This window comes from Rhizobium acidisoli (assembly GCF_002531755.2).
In the GTDB taxonomy this organism is placed as follows: Bacteria; Pseudomonadota; Alphaproteobacteria; order Rhizobiales; family Rhizobiaceae; genus Rhizobium; species Rhizobium acidisoli.
On record NZ_CP034998.1, the window covers coordinates 2,804,336 to 2,819,293 of the forward strand.

General features: G+C 62.0%; 15 protein-coding genes. 10 read left to right on the top strand and 5 right to left on the bottom strand.

Going from position 1 to position 14,958, the window contains the following annotated elements; genetic code table 11:
* Positions 1-398: 398 nt before the first annotated feature.
* Positions 399-1,730: a dicarboxylate/amino acid:cation symporter gene (locus CO657_RS13900; protein WP_012558461.1), complete on the bottom strand. Its 1,332-nt coding sequence runs from the start codon at positions 1,728-1,730 to the stop codon at positions 399-401.
* Between the two features lie 224 nt (positions 1,731-1,954).
* Here CO657_RS13900 and CO657_RS13905 point away from each other — a divergent pair, with 224 nt between their 5' ends.
* Both CO657_RS13905 and CO657_RS13910 read left to right on the top strand, forming a co-directional pair.
* The gene (locus CO657_RS13905; RefSeq protein ID WP_012558462.1) at positions 1,955-3,826 is read left to right on the top strand and encodes a sensor histidine kinase; all 1,872 of its coding nucleotides are present in this window, start codon (positions 1,955-1,957) and stop codon (positions 3,824-3,826) included.
* A 4-nt stretch (positions 3,827-3,830) separates the two neighbouring features.
* Entirely contained in the window at positions 3,831-5,177 is a 1,347-nt protein-coding gene (locus tag CO657_RS13910) for a sigma-54-dependent transcriptional regulator (RefSeq protein ID WP_012558463.1), read from the top strand.
* A gap of 105 nt (positions 5,178-5,282) precedes the next feature.
* Here CO657_RS13910 and CO657_RS13915 read toward each other — a convergent pair whose 3' ends face one another.
* Positions 5,283-5,750 (bottom strand): Lrp/AsnC family transcriptional regulator, encoded by a 468-nt coding sequence (locus tag CO657_RS13915; RefSeq protein WP_003593144.1) that lies wholly within the window; start codon positions 5,748-5,750, stop codon positions 5,283-5,285.
* Positions 5,751-5,981: 231 nt separating this feature from the next.
* Here CO657_RS13915 and trxB point away from each other — a divergent pair, with 231 nt between their 5' ends.
* Together trxB and CO657_RS13925 are read left to right on the top strand one after the other, a co-directional pair.
* The gene (trxB, locus tag CO657_RS13920; protein WP_012558464.1) at positions 5,982-6,956 is read left to right on the top strand and encodes a thioredoxin-disulfide reductase; all 975 of its coding nucleotides are present in this window, start codon (positions 5,982-5,984) and stop codon (positions 6,954-6,956) included.
* A gap of 22 nt (positions 6,957-6,978) precedes the next feature.
* Positions 6,979-7,875: a LysR family transcriptional regulator VtlR gene (locus CO657_RS13925; RefSeq protein ID WP_003593139.1), complete on the top strand. Its 897-nt coding sequence runs from the start codon at positions 6,979-6,981 to the stop codon at positions 7,873-7,875.
* 135 nt (positions 7,876-8,010) lie between these two features.
* Here CO657_RS13925 and CO657_RS13930 read toward each other — a convergent pair whose 3' ends face one another.
* Positions 8,011-8,439, bottom strand: coding sequence for a hypothetical protein (locus CO657_RS13930; protein WP_128715557.1), 429 nt, complete (start codon positions 8,437-8,439; stop codon positions 8,011-8,013).
* Between the two features lie 97 nt (positions 8,440-8,536).
* Between CO657_RS13930 and CO657_RS13935 the strand changes: the two genes are divergently transcribed.
* The 4 genes from CO657_RS13935 (at position 8,537) to CO657_RS13950 (ending at position 12,025) form a co-directional block, all read left to right on the top strand.
* Positions 8,537-8,830 (top strand): ArsR/SmtB family transcription factor, encoded by a 294-nt coding sequence (locus CO657_RS13935; RefSeq protein ID WP_003593135.1) that lies wholly within the window; start codon positions 8,537-8,539, stop codon positions 8,828-8,830.
* Between the two features lies 1 nt (position 8,831).
* Positions 8,832-9,998 (top strand): MFS transporter, encoded by a 1,167-nt coding sequence (locus CO657_RS13940; protein ID WP_054182597.1) that lies wholly within the window; start codon positions 8,832-8,834, stop codon positions 9,996-9,998.
* Between the two features lie 25 nt (positions 9,999-10,023).
* The gene (locus tag CO657_RS13945; RefSeq protein WP_012558467.1) at positions 10,024-11,148 is read left to right on the top strand and encodes an alkene reductase; all 1,125 of its coding nucleotides are present in this window, start codon (positions 10,024-10,026) and stop codon (positions 11,146-11,148) included.
* A 76-nt stretch (positions 11,149-11,224) separates the two neighbouring features.
* Positions 11,225-12,025 (top strand): aminoglycoside phosphotransferase family protein, encoded by an 801-nt coding sequence (locus tag CO657_RS13950; RefSeq protein ID WP_012558468.1) that lies wholly within the window; start codon positions 11,225-11,227, stop codon positions 12,023-12,025.
* Here CO657_RS13950 and CO657_RS13955 read toward each other — a convergent pair.
* The gene (locus CO657_RS13955) at positions 12,022-13,044 is read right to left on the bottom strand and encodes an NAD-dependent epimerase/dehydratase family protein (protein ID WP_012558469.1); all 1,023 of its coding nucleotides are present in this window, start codon (positions 13,042-13,044) and stop codon (positions 12,022-12,024) included. The genes CO657_RS13950 and CO657_RS13955 overlap by 4 nt on opposite strands.
* Positions 13,045-13,138: 94 nt before the next feature.
* Here CO657_RS13955 and CO657_RS13960 point away from each other — a divergent pair, with 94 nt between their 5' ends.
* On the top strand, positions 13,139-14,038 hold the full coding sequence (locus tag CO657_RS13960) for a LysR family transcriptional regulator (protein WP_054182596.1): 900 nt from the start codon (positions 13,139-13,141) through the stop codon (positions 14,036-14,038).
* 105 nt (positions 14,039-14,143) lie between these two features.
* The gene (locus CO657_RS13965; protein WP_054182595.1) at positions 14,144-14,659 is read left to right on the top strand and encodes a GrpB family protein; all 516 of its coding nucleotides are present in this window, start codon (positions 14,144-14,146) and stop codon (positions 14,657-14,659) included.
* A gap of 2 nt (positions 14,660-14,661) precedes the next feature.
* On the opposite strand, the gene CO657_RS13970 is transcribed toward CO657_RS13965, so the two are convergent.
* Positions 14,662-14,943, bottom strand: a complete 282-nt coding sequence (locus CO657_RS13970) for a DUF2188 domain-containing protein (RefSeq protein ID WP_003593123.1) — start codon at positions 14,941-14,943, stop codon at positions 14,662-14,664.
* Between the last annotated feature and the right edge of the window lie 15 nt (positions 14,944-14,958).

A 14,958-nucleotide genomic window follows, 5' to 3' on the forward strand; every position in this document is an offset into this window, starting at 1 on the left:
GACCGGATTGATGGTCGACACTTTGGACCGGGATGATGCCTGACAGTTTTCATTCTGTCGTGTGTGCTGCTTCGGGCCTCATCGGCCTGGACGGACGCGGCGGAGCGAAGCGACGGAAGCGGCCGTCCGGGCCGATGAGGCCGAGGTCGCGGCTTGTCCCCTTCGCCCCGTTTACGGGGAGAAGGTGGCGGCAGCCGGATGAGGGGCGGCCCTCACCGATCTCCTAGGCCGTGATGTTGGGTAGACGTTGTGCCCCTGCTCGTGTCCCCAAGCAATGACATACTCCCGGTCAGCAGCGGCACAACGCCCAGGATGACGTCGAGTAGAGATCGAGTTTATAAACAAGCGAACGGCCCGTCAGATAACGGGCCGCTGCAAAGATTGCCAGCAATCGCTGATTATTCCGCAGGCTGCAGTCCGGCCGGAGCGCTCTCTTCTGCCTGGCCGCCCAGGGCTCTGGCGAGCTGCGCGGTATCCAGTTCGTTTTCCCAGCGTGCCACGACGATCGTCGCCACGGCATTGCCGACGAGGTTGGTCAGCGCCCGGCATTCCGACATGAAGCGGTCGATGCCGAGGATCAGCGCCATGCCGGCGACCGGCACGGACGGCACGACGGAGAGCGTGGCGGCAAGGGTGATGAAGCCGGCGCCGGTGATGCCGGCGGCACCCTTCGAGCTCAGCATCGCCACCAGGAGCAGCAGGATCTGGTCACCCCAGGAGAGGTTGATGCCGGTTGCCTGGGCGATGAACAGCGCTGCCAGCGTCATGTAGATGTTGGTGCCGTCGAGATTGAAGGAATAGCCTGTCGGGATGACGAGGCCGACGACCGAACGCTTGCAGCCGGCCTTTTCCATCTTGTTCATCAGGCCCGGAAGTGCGGCCTCCGACGACGAGGTGCCGAGAACCAGCAGCAGCTCTTCCTTGATGTAGCGCAGCAGCGCCAGGATCGAGAAGCCGTTATAGCGGGCGACGGCGCCGAGAACGACGAGAACGAAGAGCAGCGAGGTGAGGTAGAAAGTGCCGATCAGCATGGCGAGATTGGCGATCGATCCGATGCCGTACTTGCCGATGGTGAAGGCCATGGCGCCGAAAGCGCCGATCGGGGCAGCCTTCATCAGGATGGCGACGAGCTTGAAGACCGGAGCCGTCAGGGCGTTGAGGAAATTGACGACCTGCTCACCCTTTTCGCCGACCATGGCAAGCGCGATGCCGAAGAGCACCGAGAAGAACAGCACCTGCAGAATGTCGCCATCGGCAAAGGCACCGACGATCGTCGTCGGAATGATATTGGTGAGGAAGCCGACGATGCTCTGCTCATGCGCCTTCGAAGCGTAGGTGGCGACGGCGGTCGGATCGAGCGACGCCGGATCGATATTCATGCCGGCGCCGGGCTGGACGACGTTGGCAACGACCATGCCGATGACTAGCGCCAAGGTCGAGAAGGTCAGGAAGTACAGCATCGCCTTGCCGGCGACGCGGCCGACCTTCTTCAGGTCGCTCATGCCGGCAATGCCGGTCGCCACCGTCAGGAAGATCACCGGAGCGATGATCATCTTGACGAGCTTGATGAAGGCATCGCCGAGCGGCTTCAGCTGCGCGCCGAGCTCGGGATAGAAATGGCCGAGAAGGATACCCGCGGCGATGGCGGCGAGAACCTGAACGTAGAGATGGGAATAAAAGGGCTTCTTGCCCGTGCTGTCTGCGACTGCATCGAATGGTGCTGCGATCATGATGTCCTCCTTAAGGCTCGTCCGGAACGAACTCCGGCCTCCCGAGCCGTTCGCTTCAATCCAACAGCTCAGCCGTTGTTGCCATCTCCTTCGCAATCACCGTGCCAGTTTTGGCGTCCGCATCCAAAATATTGATTTTATTCAATAAAAATTTTTAAGGCCGCTGACAGCCCATTAAGAAATGCGGAAATCCGCACAAATCTATTTGCAACCAGTGCAGAAAAATGCACAAATCCGCCATGTCCCTGTCTCTGTCATCGCTGTGGCCTTCCCTGCCCCTGCGGCACCGCATCCGCCGGATGTGGTGGGCTTATGCGGTGATCGCGCTTGTTGCCGCCGCCCTCGGCCTGTGGGCAAGCGGCGAGATCGGCCGGCGCCATGCCGAGGCGGCTCTCGAAGAACAGGCCCGCACCGATGCCAGGCTGAATGCGGCATTGCTGCGCACGGTTCTCGAAAAATACCGGGCGCTACCCTTCGTGCTGTCGCAGGATACGGCACTCGCCGCAGCGCTTGCGGGAAACGATGCCGGCACCTTCGAGCGGCTCAGCCAGAAGCTGGAGATGCTGGCGGCGGGCACCAAGGCGGCGGTCATCTACGTCATCGACAAGGACGGCATGGCGGTTGCGGCCAGCAACTGGCGCGAACCGACGAGCTTTGTCGGCAACGACTATCGTTTTCGGGAATATTTTCAGGGTGCGGTCGCTGAAGGACAGGCCGAGCACTTCGCGCTCGGCACCGTCAGCAAGAAACCCGGCCTTTATATCTCCGAGCGGATATCAGGCAGCACCGGGCTGCTCGGGGTCGTCGTGGTTAAGGTCGAGTTCGACGACGTCGAGGCGGATTGGAGCGCCACGGACGCCCCCTCCTATGTGATCGACGACCGCGGTATCGTCCTCATCACCAGCATTCCCTCCTGGCGATTTATGACGATCGGGCGGATTGCCGACGACAAGTTGACGGCGATCCGCGAAAGCCTGCAATTCGGCGACGCGCCGCTGCAGCCGCTGCCGCTCGATACCGGGCGAAGTCTGGGCGAGAACCTCGACGTCGTCGAAATCGTCATGCCGGGCGGCGCCGGGAAAACCAGCTTTCTCGATGTCGGAATGCCGGTTCCCGCGACCGCCTGGCATTTGCAGCATCTCGTGGCGCTGGGTCCGTCCGTCGATGCCGGCATTCGCGAGGCCCGCATGCTGGCGCTGCTGACGCTCTTGCCGCTGTTGGCCGGCGCCGCCTTCCTGCTGCGCCGCCGCCAGGCTGTCACTCTCAGGATATTGAGCGAACAGCAGGCGCGGGAGGAACTGGAACGGCGTGTCGCCGAACGGACACAGGATCTCAGCCAGGCGCGGGATCGGCTGCAGGCCGAAATCGTCGGCCACAGGAGCACCGAGCAGAAATTGCAGGCGGTGCAGCAGGATCTGGTGCAGGCCAACCGGCTGGCAATCCTCGGCCAGGTGGCCGCCGGCGTCGCCCATGAGATCAACCAGCCGGTGGCCACCATCCGCGCCTATGCCGATAATGCCCGCACCTTTCTCGACCGCGGCCAGACGGCGCCGGCCGGTGAAAATCTCGAAAGCATCGCGGCGCTGACGGAACGCATCGGCTCGATCACCGAGGAGCTGAAGAGCTTTGCCCGCAAAGGCCGCGGCAGCGCTGAGCCGACAGGCTTGAAGGATGTGATCGAAGGGGCGGTGATGCTGTTGCGCAGCCGCTTTGCCGGCCGCATGGACACGCTCGACATCGACCTGCCGCCGCCCGACCTGCAGGTCATGGGCAACAGGATCCGCCTCGAACAGGTGCTGATCAACCTGCTTCAGAACGCGCTGGAAGCGGTGGCGCCGAAGGCCGACGAGGCGCGTGTCGAGGTCAGGACGTCAAGCGAAGGGGACATGGTGACGTTGACGGTCGCCGATAACGGCCCCGGCATTTCACCTGAAATCCGCAAGGGCTTGTTCACGCCGTTCAACACCTCGAAGGAAAGCGGCCTCGGCCTCGGGCTGGTCATCTCCAAGGACATCGTCGGCGATTACGGCGGGCGGATGGAGGTTGACAGCGACGGCGGCGGGACCCGGTTCGTCGTTCATCTGAGGAAGGCTTGAGATCATGGCCACACCGATGCCCGTTGCGCTGATCGACGACGACAAGGATTTGCGCCGCGCCACCGCCCAGACGCTCGAACTCGCCGGATTCTCGGTTTTCGCCTATGAGGGAGCGAAGGCCGCGCTTGCCGACCTTTCAGCCGACTTTGCCGGCCCCATCGTCACCGATATCCGCATGCCGGAGATCGACGGGCTGCAGTTGTTCGCCATGCTCAAGGGCATGGACGCCGACCTGCCGGTGATCCTGATGACCGGTCATGGCGATATTCCGATGGCGGTTCAGGCAATCCAGGACGGCGCCTATGATTTCATTGCCAAACCTTTTGCCGCCGACCGGCTCGTCCAGAGCGTGCGTCGCGCCAGCGAGAAGCGGCGGCTAATCCTGGAAAACCGCTTGCTGCGCAAAGCTGCCGAGGATGCGCAGGAGAATTCACCGTTGATCGGCCAGACGCCGGTCATGGAAAATTTGCGGAAGATTCTTCGCCATATCGCCGATACCGATGTCGACGTGCTCGTTGCCGGCGAAACCGGCAGCGGTAAGGAAGTCGTCGCCCAGATCCTGCATCAGTGGAGCCACCGCCGGAAGGGCAATTTCGTGGCGCTGAACTGCGGCGCGCTCCCCGAAACCGTCATCGAAAGCGAGCTGTTCGGCCACGAGGCCGGCGCCTTTACCGGCGCCCAGAAGCGCCGCACCGGCCGCATCGAACATGCAAGCGGCGGCACGCTTTTCCTCGACGAGATCGAGAGCATGCCGGTTGCCACCCAGGTCAAGATGCTGCGGGTGCTGGAGATGCGTGAAATCACCCCGCTCGGCACCAATGAAGTACGCCCGGTCGATCTGCGCGTCGTCGCAGCCGCCAAGATCGATCTCGGCGATCCCGACCTGCGCGGCGATTTTCGCGAGGACCTCTATTACAGGCTGAATGTGGTGACGATCTCCATTCCGCCGCTGAGGGAGCGCCGCGACGATATTCCGCTGCTGTTTTCCCATTTCGCCGCCCGCGCCGCCGAGCGCTTCCGCCGCGATGTTCCGGAGCTTTCGCCCGAGGTGCGCCGCCACTTTGCCGCGCATGCATGGCCGGGCAATGTCCGCGAGCTCTCGCATTATGCCGAACGCGTGGTCCTGGGTGTCGAAGGCGGCGCAGCCGCACCCGTCCCTGCCCAGCCGACCGGCGGCACACTGCCCGAACGGCTTGAGCGTTACGAGGCGGAGATCATCCGCGACGCGCTCACGGCCAATGACGGCGACGTGCGCAGCACCATCGAGGCGCTCGGCATTCCGAGAAAGACGTTTTACGACAAGCTCCAGCGCCACGGCATCAACCGCGGCGGCTATTCCGCGCGCAAATAACGCATGTCGCGCAAAAGTGTGCAGCGGTTTTGCGGCAACGACATGCGTAAAAAACCTAAAGCGCAACGAGCGAATGTGAAAGATCGCGACGCGCTTTAGACAGCTTCAGACTTCGACCAGTCCCAGCTTCTTCACCTGCCGGATCGTCAGCATGGTGCGCACGGTATCGACATGTTCGTTCGCCGTCAGCACCTCGATGACGAAATCCTGGAAGTGGGTGAGATTTTCAGCCACGCAATGCAGCAGGAAATCGCTGTCGCCCGAAACCATCCAGGCCTGGCGCACCAGCGGCCATTCGGCGGTGGCGGCGGCAAAGGACTTGAGATTGCCTTCCGACTGATGCTTGAGGCCGACCATGCAGAAAGCGACGAGGTCGAAGCCGAGCCTCGGGCTGTTCAGCATCGCATGGTAGCCCTCGATGATGCCCGCTTCCTCGAGCTTGCGCACCCGGCGCAGGCATGGCGGTGCCGAGATGCCGACGCGGTCGGCCAGCTCCACATTGGTCATGCGGCCGTCGGCCTGCAATTCCCGGAGGATCTTTATGTCGATGACGTCGAGTTCGGCGCGACCCACATCATGGCCTTTCTTTAATTCTCCGCGGGGAGCTTCTATATAAAGCCGCGGAATACGCAAGAATGTTTCACGCCGATGACGGATTCTTGCACATCCGGCCGATTTGCCTTGTTGGTAACGCAAGGCTGCCCTTGAATAAAAGCATTGGACGTTCATAAATGGCGCAGGGACCGCGAAACGGCCGTAATCGCCACTTAGCCGCCGCCCTCCTGCCAGTCGAAAGGAAATGACATGCCCGCCCGCCATACCAAGGTGCTCATCATCGGTTCCGGACCCGCAGGCTATACCGCCGCGGTCTATGCCGCGCGCGCCATGCTGAAGCCGGTTTTGATCGCCGGTCTCGAACAGGGCGGCCAGCTGATGATCACCACCGATGTGGAGAATTATCCGGGCTTTGCCGATCCCATCCAGGGCCCCTGGCTGATGGAACAGATGCTGCAGCAGGCAAAACATGTCGGCGCCGAGATCGTCAACGATCTGGTGACCGAAGTCGACATGAACCAGCGCCCCTTCGTCGCCCGCACCGACAGCGGCCAGGTCTGGACTGCCGATACGCTGATCATCGCCACCGGCGCCAAGGCCAAGTGGCTCGGCATCGAGAGCGAGCAGCATTTCCAGGGCTTCGGCGTTTCGGCCTGCGCCACCTGCGACGGTTTCTTCTATCGCAACAAGAATGTGATCGTGGTCGGCGGCGGCAACAGCGCCGTCGAGGAGGCGCTCTACCTCTCCAACATCGCCAAGTCGGTGACATTGGTCCACCGCCGCGACTTCTTCCGGGCAGAAAAGATCCTGCAGGAACGCTTGTTCTCCAAGGAGAACGTCAAGGTGTTGTGGAACACCGAAGTGGCCGAAATCACCGGCACGCCGGCCAAGCCTCCGATGCCGCAATCCGTCTCCGGCGCACGACTGCGCGACGTCAAAACCGGCGCGATCACCGAGATGGCAATCGATGGCGTTTTCGTCGCCATCGGCCATGCGCCGGCAACCGAGCTCTTCAAGGACAAACTGAAGCTGAAGGACAACGGCTATCTCTGGACGGCGCCGGACTCGACCGCGACCAGCCTGGAAGGGGTCTATGCCGCCGGCGACGTGACCGACGACACCTTCCGTCAGGCAATCACTGCCGCCGGTCTTGGATGCATGGCAGCGCTTGAAGCCGAGCGCTATCTGACGGGTCACATGCCCGTCGCCGTAGCCGCGGAGTAAGATCGGCATGAGGGGTGGGGGAATGCCATTGGATTGGGATAAGCTGCGTATTTTTCACGCAGCTGCCGAAGCGGGTTCGTTCACCCATGCGGCGGATAAACTCCATTTGTCCCAGTCCGCCATCAGCCGCCAGGTGAGCGCGCTGGAGCAGGATGTCGGCACCAAGCTGTTTCACCGCCATGCGCGCGGCCTGATCCTGACGGAACAGGGCGAGCTGCTGTACCGCACCGCCCATGACGTGCTGCTGAAGCTCGAAACCGTGAAGATGCAGTTGACGGAAACCAACGAAACACCGTCCGGCAAGCTGCGCGTCACCACCACAGTCGGCCTCGGCCAGGGCTGGCTGACCGACAAGATCCAGGAATTCCTGCAGCTTTATCCCGATGTGCAGATCCAGCTGATCCTCGACAATGAGGAAGTGGATGTGAACATGCGCCATGCCGACTGCGCGATCCGCCTGCGCCAGCCGCAGCAATCCGACCTCATCCAGCGCAAGCTCTTCACCGTGCACATGCACGTCTATGCCGCTCCCTCTTACATCAACCGCCATGGCGAGCCGCAGAAGATCGAGGATCTCGACAATCACCGCATCATCACCTTCGGCGAGCCGGCGCCGAGCTACCTGCTCGACGTCAACTGGCTTGAGGTCGCCGGCCGCTCGTCGGACAACAAGCGCATCCCGCATCTGCAGATCAACAGCCAGACCTCGATCAAGCGCGCCGCCCTGCTCGGCATCGGCGTCGCCTGCCTGCCGGATTACATCGTCGGCCGCGATCCCGGGCTGATTCAGCTGGCGATCAATGCCGACGTTCCCTCCTTCGACACCTATTTCTGCTATCCCGATGAGATCAAGAACGCCGCCAAGCTGAAGGCCTTCCGTGATTTCATCGTCAGCAAGGCCAGAAACTGGAATTTCTAAAACATCATGCCGAAAAGTGTGAGCGGTTGTCGGACGACATCATGCTCACCTGCTCTGATTAGATCCGGATGATTTTCGGCCGGATCGGCCTTAGATCATCCGCACCTAGGCCAGATTTATGGAATGTTTTCCATACTATGCATTGAACGCATGACTGGCATGCACAAATAAGGGTTGCCGTTTGCCCATTAAACCACCATATCGCACATAGCTGATGCACATGGTGGCTTTTCCTCCCAGTTCCACCGCATTAGCTGTTCCCCTCTGGAGGTTTTTGACCTTCACACTTATAAGGGCCCTGGTTTTCCAGTGGCCCTCTTTTTTTGCCTTACGCGCCCGGAGAATGCTGCGCCGCAAAAAAATTGTGCGGCGCATAGCAGGCATGCACAAAAAAGCATTGAAACCTGCCCAAGGAAGCACCATATCTATCTCAGCTGATGCATCTTGTGGTTTCTCTCCCAGTACCACCGCATTAGCTGTTCCCCTCTGGAGGTTTTTGACCTTCACAATTACAAGGGCCCTGGTTTTCCGGTGGCCCTCTTTTTTTGCCCAAATTTTGCTCACTCAATAAAACGCACGGCCTCACGCCTCCGTGATTTGCATATCGACGCCTGACGATCAATATATCGAACAAACACGATTTATAGTTCGGCGAGCGACGATGGACAAAGACGAGATTATCAAGGCACTCGCCCATCCCACCCGGATGGACATTCTGAACTGGCTGAAAAATCCCGAGCAGCATTTCCCCTCGCAGGAGCATCCGTTCGAAATGGGTGTCTGTGCCAGCCAGTTCGAGCGCTGCGGCCTGTCGCAGTCGACGGTCTCGGCTCATTTGGGAACGCTGCATCGCGCCGGCCTCGTCACCACCAAACGCGTGGGACAGTGGATCTTCTACAAGCGCAACGAAGAAACGATCGCTGCATTCCTCAAGCAGCTGACGCAGGATCTTTAAAATGCCCCTCGCCCTTCTCGTCCTTGCCTTGAGCTCGTTTGCGATAGGCACCACCGAATTCGTCATCATGGGTCTTCTGCCCGAGGTCGCCGCCGATCTCTCGGTGACGATCCCCCAGGCCGGGTGGCTGGTAACCGGTTATGCACTGGCGGTCGCAATCGGCGCCCCGGTGATGGCTATTTCGACGGCCAAGTTGAAGCGCCGCACCGCCCTGATCGCGCTGATGGCCTTCTTCATTGCCGGCAACCTGCTTTGCGCGCTGGCAAGCGACTACTGGGTACTGATGATCGCCCGTATCGTGACCGCGCTTTGCCACGGCGCCTTCTTCGGCATCGGTTCGGTCGTCGCCGCCGGCCTGGTCGCCGAAGACCGCAAGGCCCGCGCCGTCGCCCTGATGTTTACCGGCCTGACGCTCGCCAATGTTCTTGGCGTGCCGCTCGGCACCGCCATCGGCCAGGCCTATGGCTGGCGCGCCACCTTCGGTATCGTCACCGTCATCGGCGTCGTCACCATATCAGGCTTGATCGCCATCCTGCCCAGGGACAGGCAGCAGGAAAACGGCAGTATCCTGCGCGAGATCGCCGCACTCCGGAATGGCGGCCTGTGGCTGGCGCTGTCCACCACCGTCTTCTTCGCCGCCTCGATGTTTGCCCTCTTCACCTATATCGCCCCGCTGCTGCGTGACGTCACCGGCGTTTCGCCGGAAGGCGTCACCTGGACGCTGTTCCTGATCGGCCTCGGGCTGACCATCGGCAATCTCATCGGCGGCAAACTGGCGGACTGGCGGCTTGGCGCGACGCTCGCCGGCGTCTTCGCCGCCATCGCCGTCACGTCGATCGCCTTCAGCTATACCAGCCGCTTCTTCATCCCGGCTGAGATCATGCTCTTCCTCTGGGCCCTAGCAAGCTTTGCCGCCGTGCCGGCGCTCCAGGTCGGCGTCGTCGGCTTCGGCAAGGACGCCCCGAACCTCGTCTCGACCATCAATATCGGCGCCTTCAACACCGGCAACGCGCTCGGCGCCTGGGTTGGCGGTCTGGTCATCGATGCCGGCTTCGATCTTACCCGCGTCCCGCTCGCCGCAGCCTTGATGGCCCTGATCGGCCTCGGCGCGACGGCGCTCACCTATCTCTCCGCCAGGGGCCGAGCCGCCCTCGCCCCTGCCGAGTGATCCTCCCGCAAAAGAAAGGACCATCATGGCCAAGCTTTTCGAACCCACCAAGGTTGGCGACATTACAGTCAAGAACCGCATCGTCATGGCGCCGCTCACCCGCAACCGCTCGCCGGGCGCCATCCCGAACGACCTCAATGTCGAATATTATCGCCAGCGCGCCACGGCAGGCCTGATCATTACCGAAGCGACCGCGATCACCCATCAGGGCCAGGGTTACGCCAACGTCCCCGGTCTCTACAGCAAAGAGGCTCTCGACGGCTGGAAGCGCGTCACCGAAGCCGTTCACGCGGCCGGCGGCAAGATCGTCGTCCAGATGTGGCATGTCGGCCGCATCTCGCACACGACGCTGCAGCCGGATGGCGGCAAACCCGTCTCCTCGACCGACCGGGTCGCCAAGGCCAAGACCTACCTGGTCAATGGCGACGGCACCGGCAGCTTTGCCGACACCTCCGAGCCGCGCGCCCTAGAAACCGCTGAAATCCCCGGTATCATCGAAGATTACCGCAAGGCCGCGCGTGCGGCGATCGACGCCGGCTTCGACGGCGTCGAGATCCATGGCGCCAACGGCTACCTGCTCGACCAGTTCATCCGCGACGGCGTCAACGACCGCACCGATCAATATGGCGGCTCGATCGAAAACCGCGCGCGCCTGACCTTCGATGTCGTCGATGCCGTCGTCAGCGAAATCGGCGCAGGCCGCACCGCGATCCGCATCTCGCCGGTGACACCGTCGGGCGAAAGCTACGATTCCAATCCGCAGGCGACTTTCACCCATGTCGTCGAGGGGCTGGCCAGATACGATCTCGCCTATATCCATGTGATCGAAGGCCAGACCGGCGGTGATCGCGACTACCGCCAGGGCGACAATCCTTCCTTCGATTACAAGGCGTTGCGCCAGGCTTATGAAACTGCCGGCGGCAAGGCCGACTGGATGGTCAATAACGGTTATGACCGCGATCTGGCGATCGACGCCGTCGAAAGCGGCCGCGTCGACCTCGTCGCCTTCGGCAAGCCTTTCATCGCCAATCCCGATCTCGTCGAACGGCTGGCGAAGAACCTGCCGCTCAACACGCCTGACCAGTCGACCTTCTATGGCGGCACCGCCAAGGGCTACGTCGACTATCCCGCTCTCGAAAAGGTCGCCTGAACCTTTCGAATACACATTGCGAATCCCGCCTGAAGGCGGGATTTTCATTTCCCGCGCATCTTTGTAGGGTGTGCCTATGTTCGCTGCCCATCTTGATCGCTGGTCGCTGATATCGGACGGCGAGCCCATCATCACCCATTCAAGCCGACTGCTGCCGGTCCTCTGGCAGGAGAAACCTGCCATGCTGAAAGTGGCCGTCGATGTCGACGAACGATACGGCGCGCTGTTGATGCAATGGTGGGATGGCGACGGCGCAGCCCATGTCTATGCTCATGAGGGCGACGCGGTGCTCCTGGAACGGGCGATGGGAGAACGCTCGCTGCTTGCCATGGCGATGAACGGCGAGGACGACGAGGCAAGCCGCATCCTTTGCCGAACGGCGGCACGGCTGCATGCGCCGCGCGAAAAACCGCTTCCCGATCCCATCCCCCTCACCCGCTGGTTCCGCGATCTCGAGCCGGCGGCAGGCAAACATGGCGGCACGCTGGCCGAATGCTCGGCGATTGCCAATGCGCTGCTTGCCGATCCGCGTGACCTCACCGTCCTCCACGGCGACATCCACCACGGCAATATCCTCGATTTCGAGGCGCGCGGCTGGCTGGCGATCGATCCGAAGCGGCTGCATGGCGAGCGCGGCTTCGATTTCGCCAACATCTTCGCCAACGCGGAACTGCCTGTTAACACTGACCCCGCTCGTTTCCGCCGCCAGCTCGCCATCGTCTCGGCCGAAGCCGGGATCGAGCCGAAGCGGCTGCTACAATGGATCGCCGCCTATTCCGGCCTTTCCGCCGCCTGGTTCCTCGGCGACCCGAACATAAAGCAGGCCGAGACCGCCTTGACGGTCGCCCGGATCGCGCTGGCCGAACTCGAGGCTTAACCTGCACTCTCGGACCAAGGTACGATCAAGGCCGCCGCCATGTCACGATGCGGTTCCGGCAGGCAGCCGAGTGCCACGAGTGAGGCCCTCACCGCATCATCGATCGGCGTCTGCGGCTCCTTGCCGAGTTCGGCCGTCAACCTGCTGTTCCGCATCCTGAGCGGCACCTTCCACAGATAGCGCATCTCCTTGATCTCCCGCATGATCGGCATAAAGGGCGCAGCGAGCGGCACGATCCACCAGGGGAAGCTACCGATCTTCGCCCTGCCGCCGGCCACACGCTTGATCGCTTCGGCCATCTGCATGCCGTCTGCATCCCAGAACCCCTCCATATGGTAGACGGCAAAGGGCGGCAGCCGATCGGCGCGCTCGATGAGCTGGGCCATGGTTTCCGCCATATCGGGCAGATAGGCCCACTGATGGCCGATGCCGCGCTGCCCCGGATTCTTGATCGTGCCGACGGGTCTGCCCGGCGTGACCAGACCCGATGAAAACCAGCTGTTTCCAGTCGTGCCCGGGCCGAAGAAATCCCCTGCCCTGACGATGATCGCGCCAACACCAGCTTCAGATGCCGCTGCCAGCCGCTTCTCCATCTCGACGCGGATCGCCCCCTTCTTCGTCAGCGGATGCTGCGGGCTTTCCTCCGTCGGCGCCGGCAGGGCGTCCGGACCGAAATTGTAGACGTTTCCAGGCAGTACGATGCGGGCGCCGACGGTGCGGGCAGCGGCAATGGTATTGTCCAACATCGGCAGCACCAGCGTTTCCCAGTTGCGGTACCCGGGCGGATTGACGGCGTGGACGATCAGGCTGACGCCTTCAGCCGCCCTCAGGACGTCACCGGCATTCATTGCATCGCCCTGCACCCATTCGAAAGCCGGCTCACGCCTCGACACCTTGGCGGCGTCACGGTTGAGCGCCCGGATGCGCCAACCGCGCGCAAGCAGCTTGCGGGCAACCGCGCCGCCGATACCGCCGGTGGCGCCGAGAACGAGGGCCGTCTTCTTCATTTCGTTGCTCATGACAATCATCTCCTTCGCTTGAATGGAAGGACTATGCCACCGGCCCTAAATAAACAAAATTGACGAAATAAATGCATCTGCTATACAAAAATATATGAGTACCGAACCCAGCTGGGATTTCTACCGCGCTTTCCTGACCGTGCTTCAGCAAGGGTCGCTTTCGGCCGCCGCCCGCGAGTTGGGGCTGACGCAGCCGACCATAGGCCGCCATGTCGACGCATTGGAAACGGCAATCGGCGCCGAACTCTTCACCCGATCCCCGAACGGGCTGCTGCCGACCGATGCCGCATTGGCGCTGAAGCCCTATGCCGAGACGCTGGCGGCAACCACCGCCGCGCTTTTGCGCACCGCATCCGGTGAGCGCGAGCGCGTCGCCGGAACCGTCAGGGTCAGCGCCAGCGAGGTCATCGCCGTCGAAGTACTGCCTGGGATTTTCGGACCGCTGCAGGACGCCTACCCCGAACTCCAGATCGAACTCTCGGCCTCCGATGCGATTGAGGATCTGGTGAACCGCGAGGCCGATATCGCCGTGCGCATGGCCGAGCCGCAGCAGGGTGCGCTCGTCGTGCGCCGCATCGGCGATATCCCGCTTGGTTTCCACGCCCATCGCCGCTACCTCGAACGACACGGCATTCCGCAAACCCTGGCTGACCTCGCAGACCACCGGCTCATCGGCTTCGACCGCCAGACGGCCTATGTCCGCCTGGTAACAAAACGCTATGAAGTGCCGGGCGTCGACTTCTCCTACAGGACCGACAGCAATCTTGCCCAGCTTGCGGCGATCCGCGCCGGCGTCGGCATCGGTCTCTGCCAAATCGGGCTCGCACGTGATAATCCCGATCTGGTGCACCTCCTGCCCGATGCGTTCAACATCCCGCTCGCCACGTGGGTGGCGATGCATGAGAGCCTGAAGACCTCGCCACGCTGCCGCGCCACCTTCGACGCACTGGTCAAAGGGCTTCAGGACTATCACCGATATTCGACCGGCACATAGCCTCGAATCGGGAATCGATTTCCGAAGAGAATCATGCGCAAATTTCAACGCAAGAGAGCACCCGAAAGCTGTCCTGTCGGATGCACGGCGCTGCAGCGGGAGAAAATGATGAGCCACGATCCGGTTGAACTCGTGCCCTACGATCCGCAATGGCCGCAGGCGTTCAGGCGCATCCGTGACAGGTTGCTCGTCTTGCTGCCGCAGGCGCTCTCCATCGATCACATTGGCAGCACGTCCATATCGGGCATGACTGCCAAGCCGCTGATCGATATCGACATCGTTCTTCCCAGCCTCGGGCATATCGAGGCTGCCACCGATGTGCTTCTGGCCGAAGGTTACGAACCGCGCGGCAATCGTTATGACGACGAGGTCTGGGCGTTTTTATCGAGAGGTTTGGTGCCGCGGGAGCGGGTCTACCTTTGTCCTGCCGGCAATGGCACGCATCGAAACAGGCTGGCTTTCCGGGATCATCTCATCGCGCATCCCGAGGCCGCGGCCGAATATGCCGCGCTTAAACGCAGGCTTGCAGGCGAATTCAGGATGGATGGCAACGGTTACACCGCGCATAAGCGCGAATTCGTCGACGCGATCGTCGCGCGGGCATTGGCGGACGATCGCTGACTTCAAATGCCTTGCGAGGCTCCGGCCCCGCGGTCCTTCCACTGACCGTCCACCACCTCGGTTTCCGGCCGGTCACCGCCTTCGGCATATTCCTCATGCCACTTGCCATTCTCGTCCTGCCAACTGATCTCGGCGGAATCGCCGCCGACCTGCTGTTCGGCCGCGACGATGCGCGCAGCTTCGAGCGCCTCGGCATGAGTCGGGAATGCCTCGGAATAGACGCCTCCGAGCCTGTAAGCCCAACCGCCGTCATGCGGCACGACTTCGTAGACCACCTTGATCATGCATCCGTCTCCTCA

Coding starts and splice junctions, on each gene's coding strand:
- CO657_RS13900 (WP_012558461.1), bottom strand. CDS start 1,730: ATGATCGCAGCACCATTCGATGCAGTCGCAGACAGCACGGGCAAGAAG.
- CO657_RS13905 (WP_012558462.1), top strand. CDS start 1,955: ATGCACAAATCCGCCATGTCCCTGTCTCTGTCATCGCTGTGGCCTTCC.
- CO657_RS13910 (WP_012558463.1), top strand. CDS start 3,831: ATGGCCACACCGATGCCCGTTGCGCTGATCGACGACGACAAGGATTTG.
- trxB (WP_012558464.1), top strand. CDS start 5,982: ATGCCCGCCCGCCATACCAAGGTGCTCATCATCGGTTCCGGACCCGCA.
- CO657_RS13925 (WP_003593139.1), top strand. CDS start 6,979: ATGCCATTGGATTGGGATAAGCTGCGTATTTTTCACGCAGCTGCCGAA.
- CO657_RS13935 (WP_003593135.1), top strand. CDS start 8,537: ATGGACAAAGACGAGATTATCAAGGCACTCGCCCATCCCACCCGGATG.
- CO657_RS13940 (WP_054182597.1), top strand. CDS start 8,832: ATGCCCCTCGCCCTTCTCGTCCTTGCCTTGAGCTCGTTTGCGATAGGC.
- CO657_RS13945 (WP_012558467.1), top strand. CDS start 10,024: ATGGCCAAGCTTTTCGAACCCACCAAGGTTGGCGACATTACAGTCAAG.
- CO657_RS13950 (WP_012558468.1), top strand. CDS start 11,225: ATGTTCGCTGCCCATCTTGATCGCTGGTCGCTGATATCGGACGGCGAG.
- CO657_RS13955 (WP_012558469.1), bottom strand. CDS start 13,044: ATGAGCAACGAAATGAAGAAGACGGCCCTCGTTCTCGGCGCCACCGGC.
- CO657_RS13960 (WP_054182596.1), top strand. CDS start 13,139: ATGAGTACCGAACCCAGCTGGGATTTCTACCGCGCTTTCCTGACCGTG.
- CO657_RS13965 (WP_054182595.1), top strand. CDS start 14,144: ATGATGAGCCACGATCCGGTTGAACTCGTGCCCTACGATCCGCAATGG.
- CO657_RS13970 (WP_003593123.1), bottom strand. CDS start 14,943: ATGATCAAGGTGGTCTACGAAGTCGTGCCGCATGACGGCGGTTGGGCT.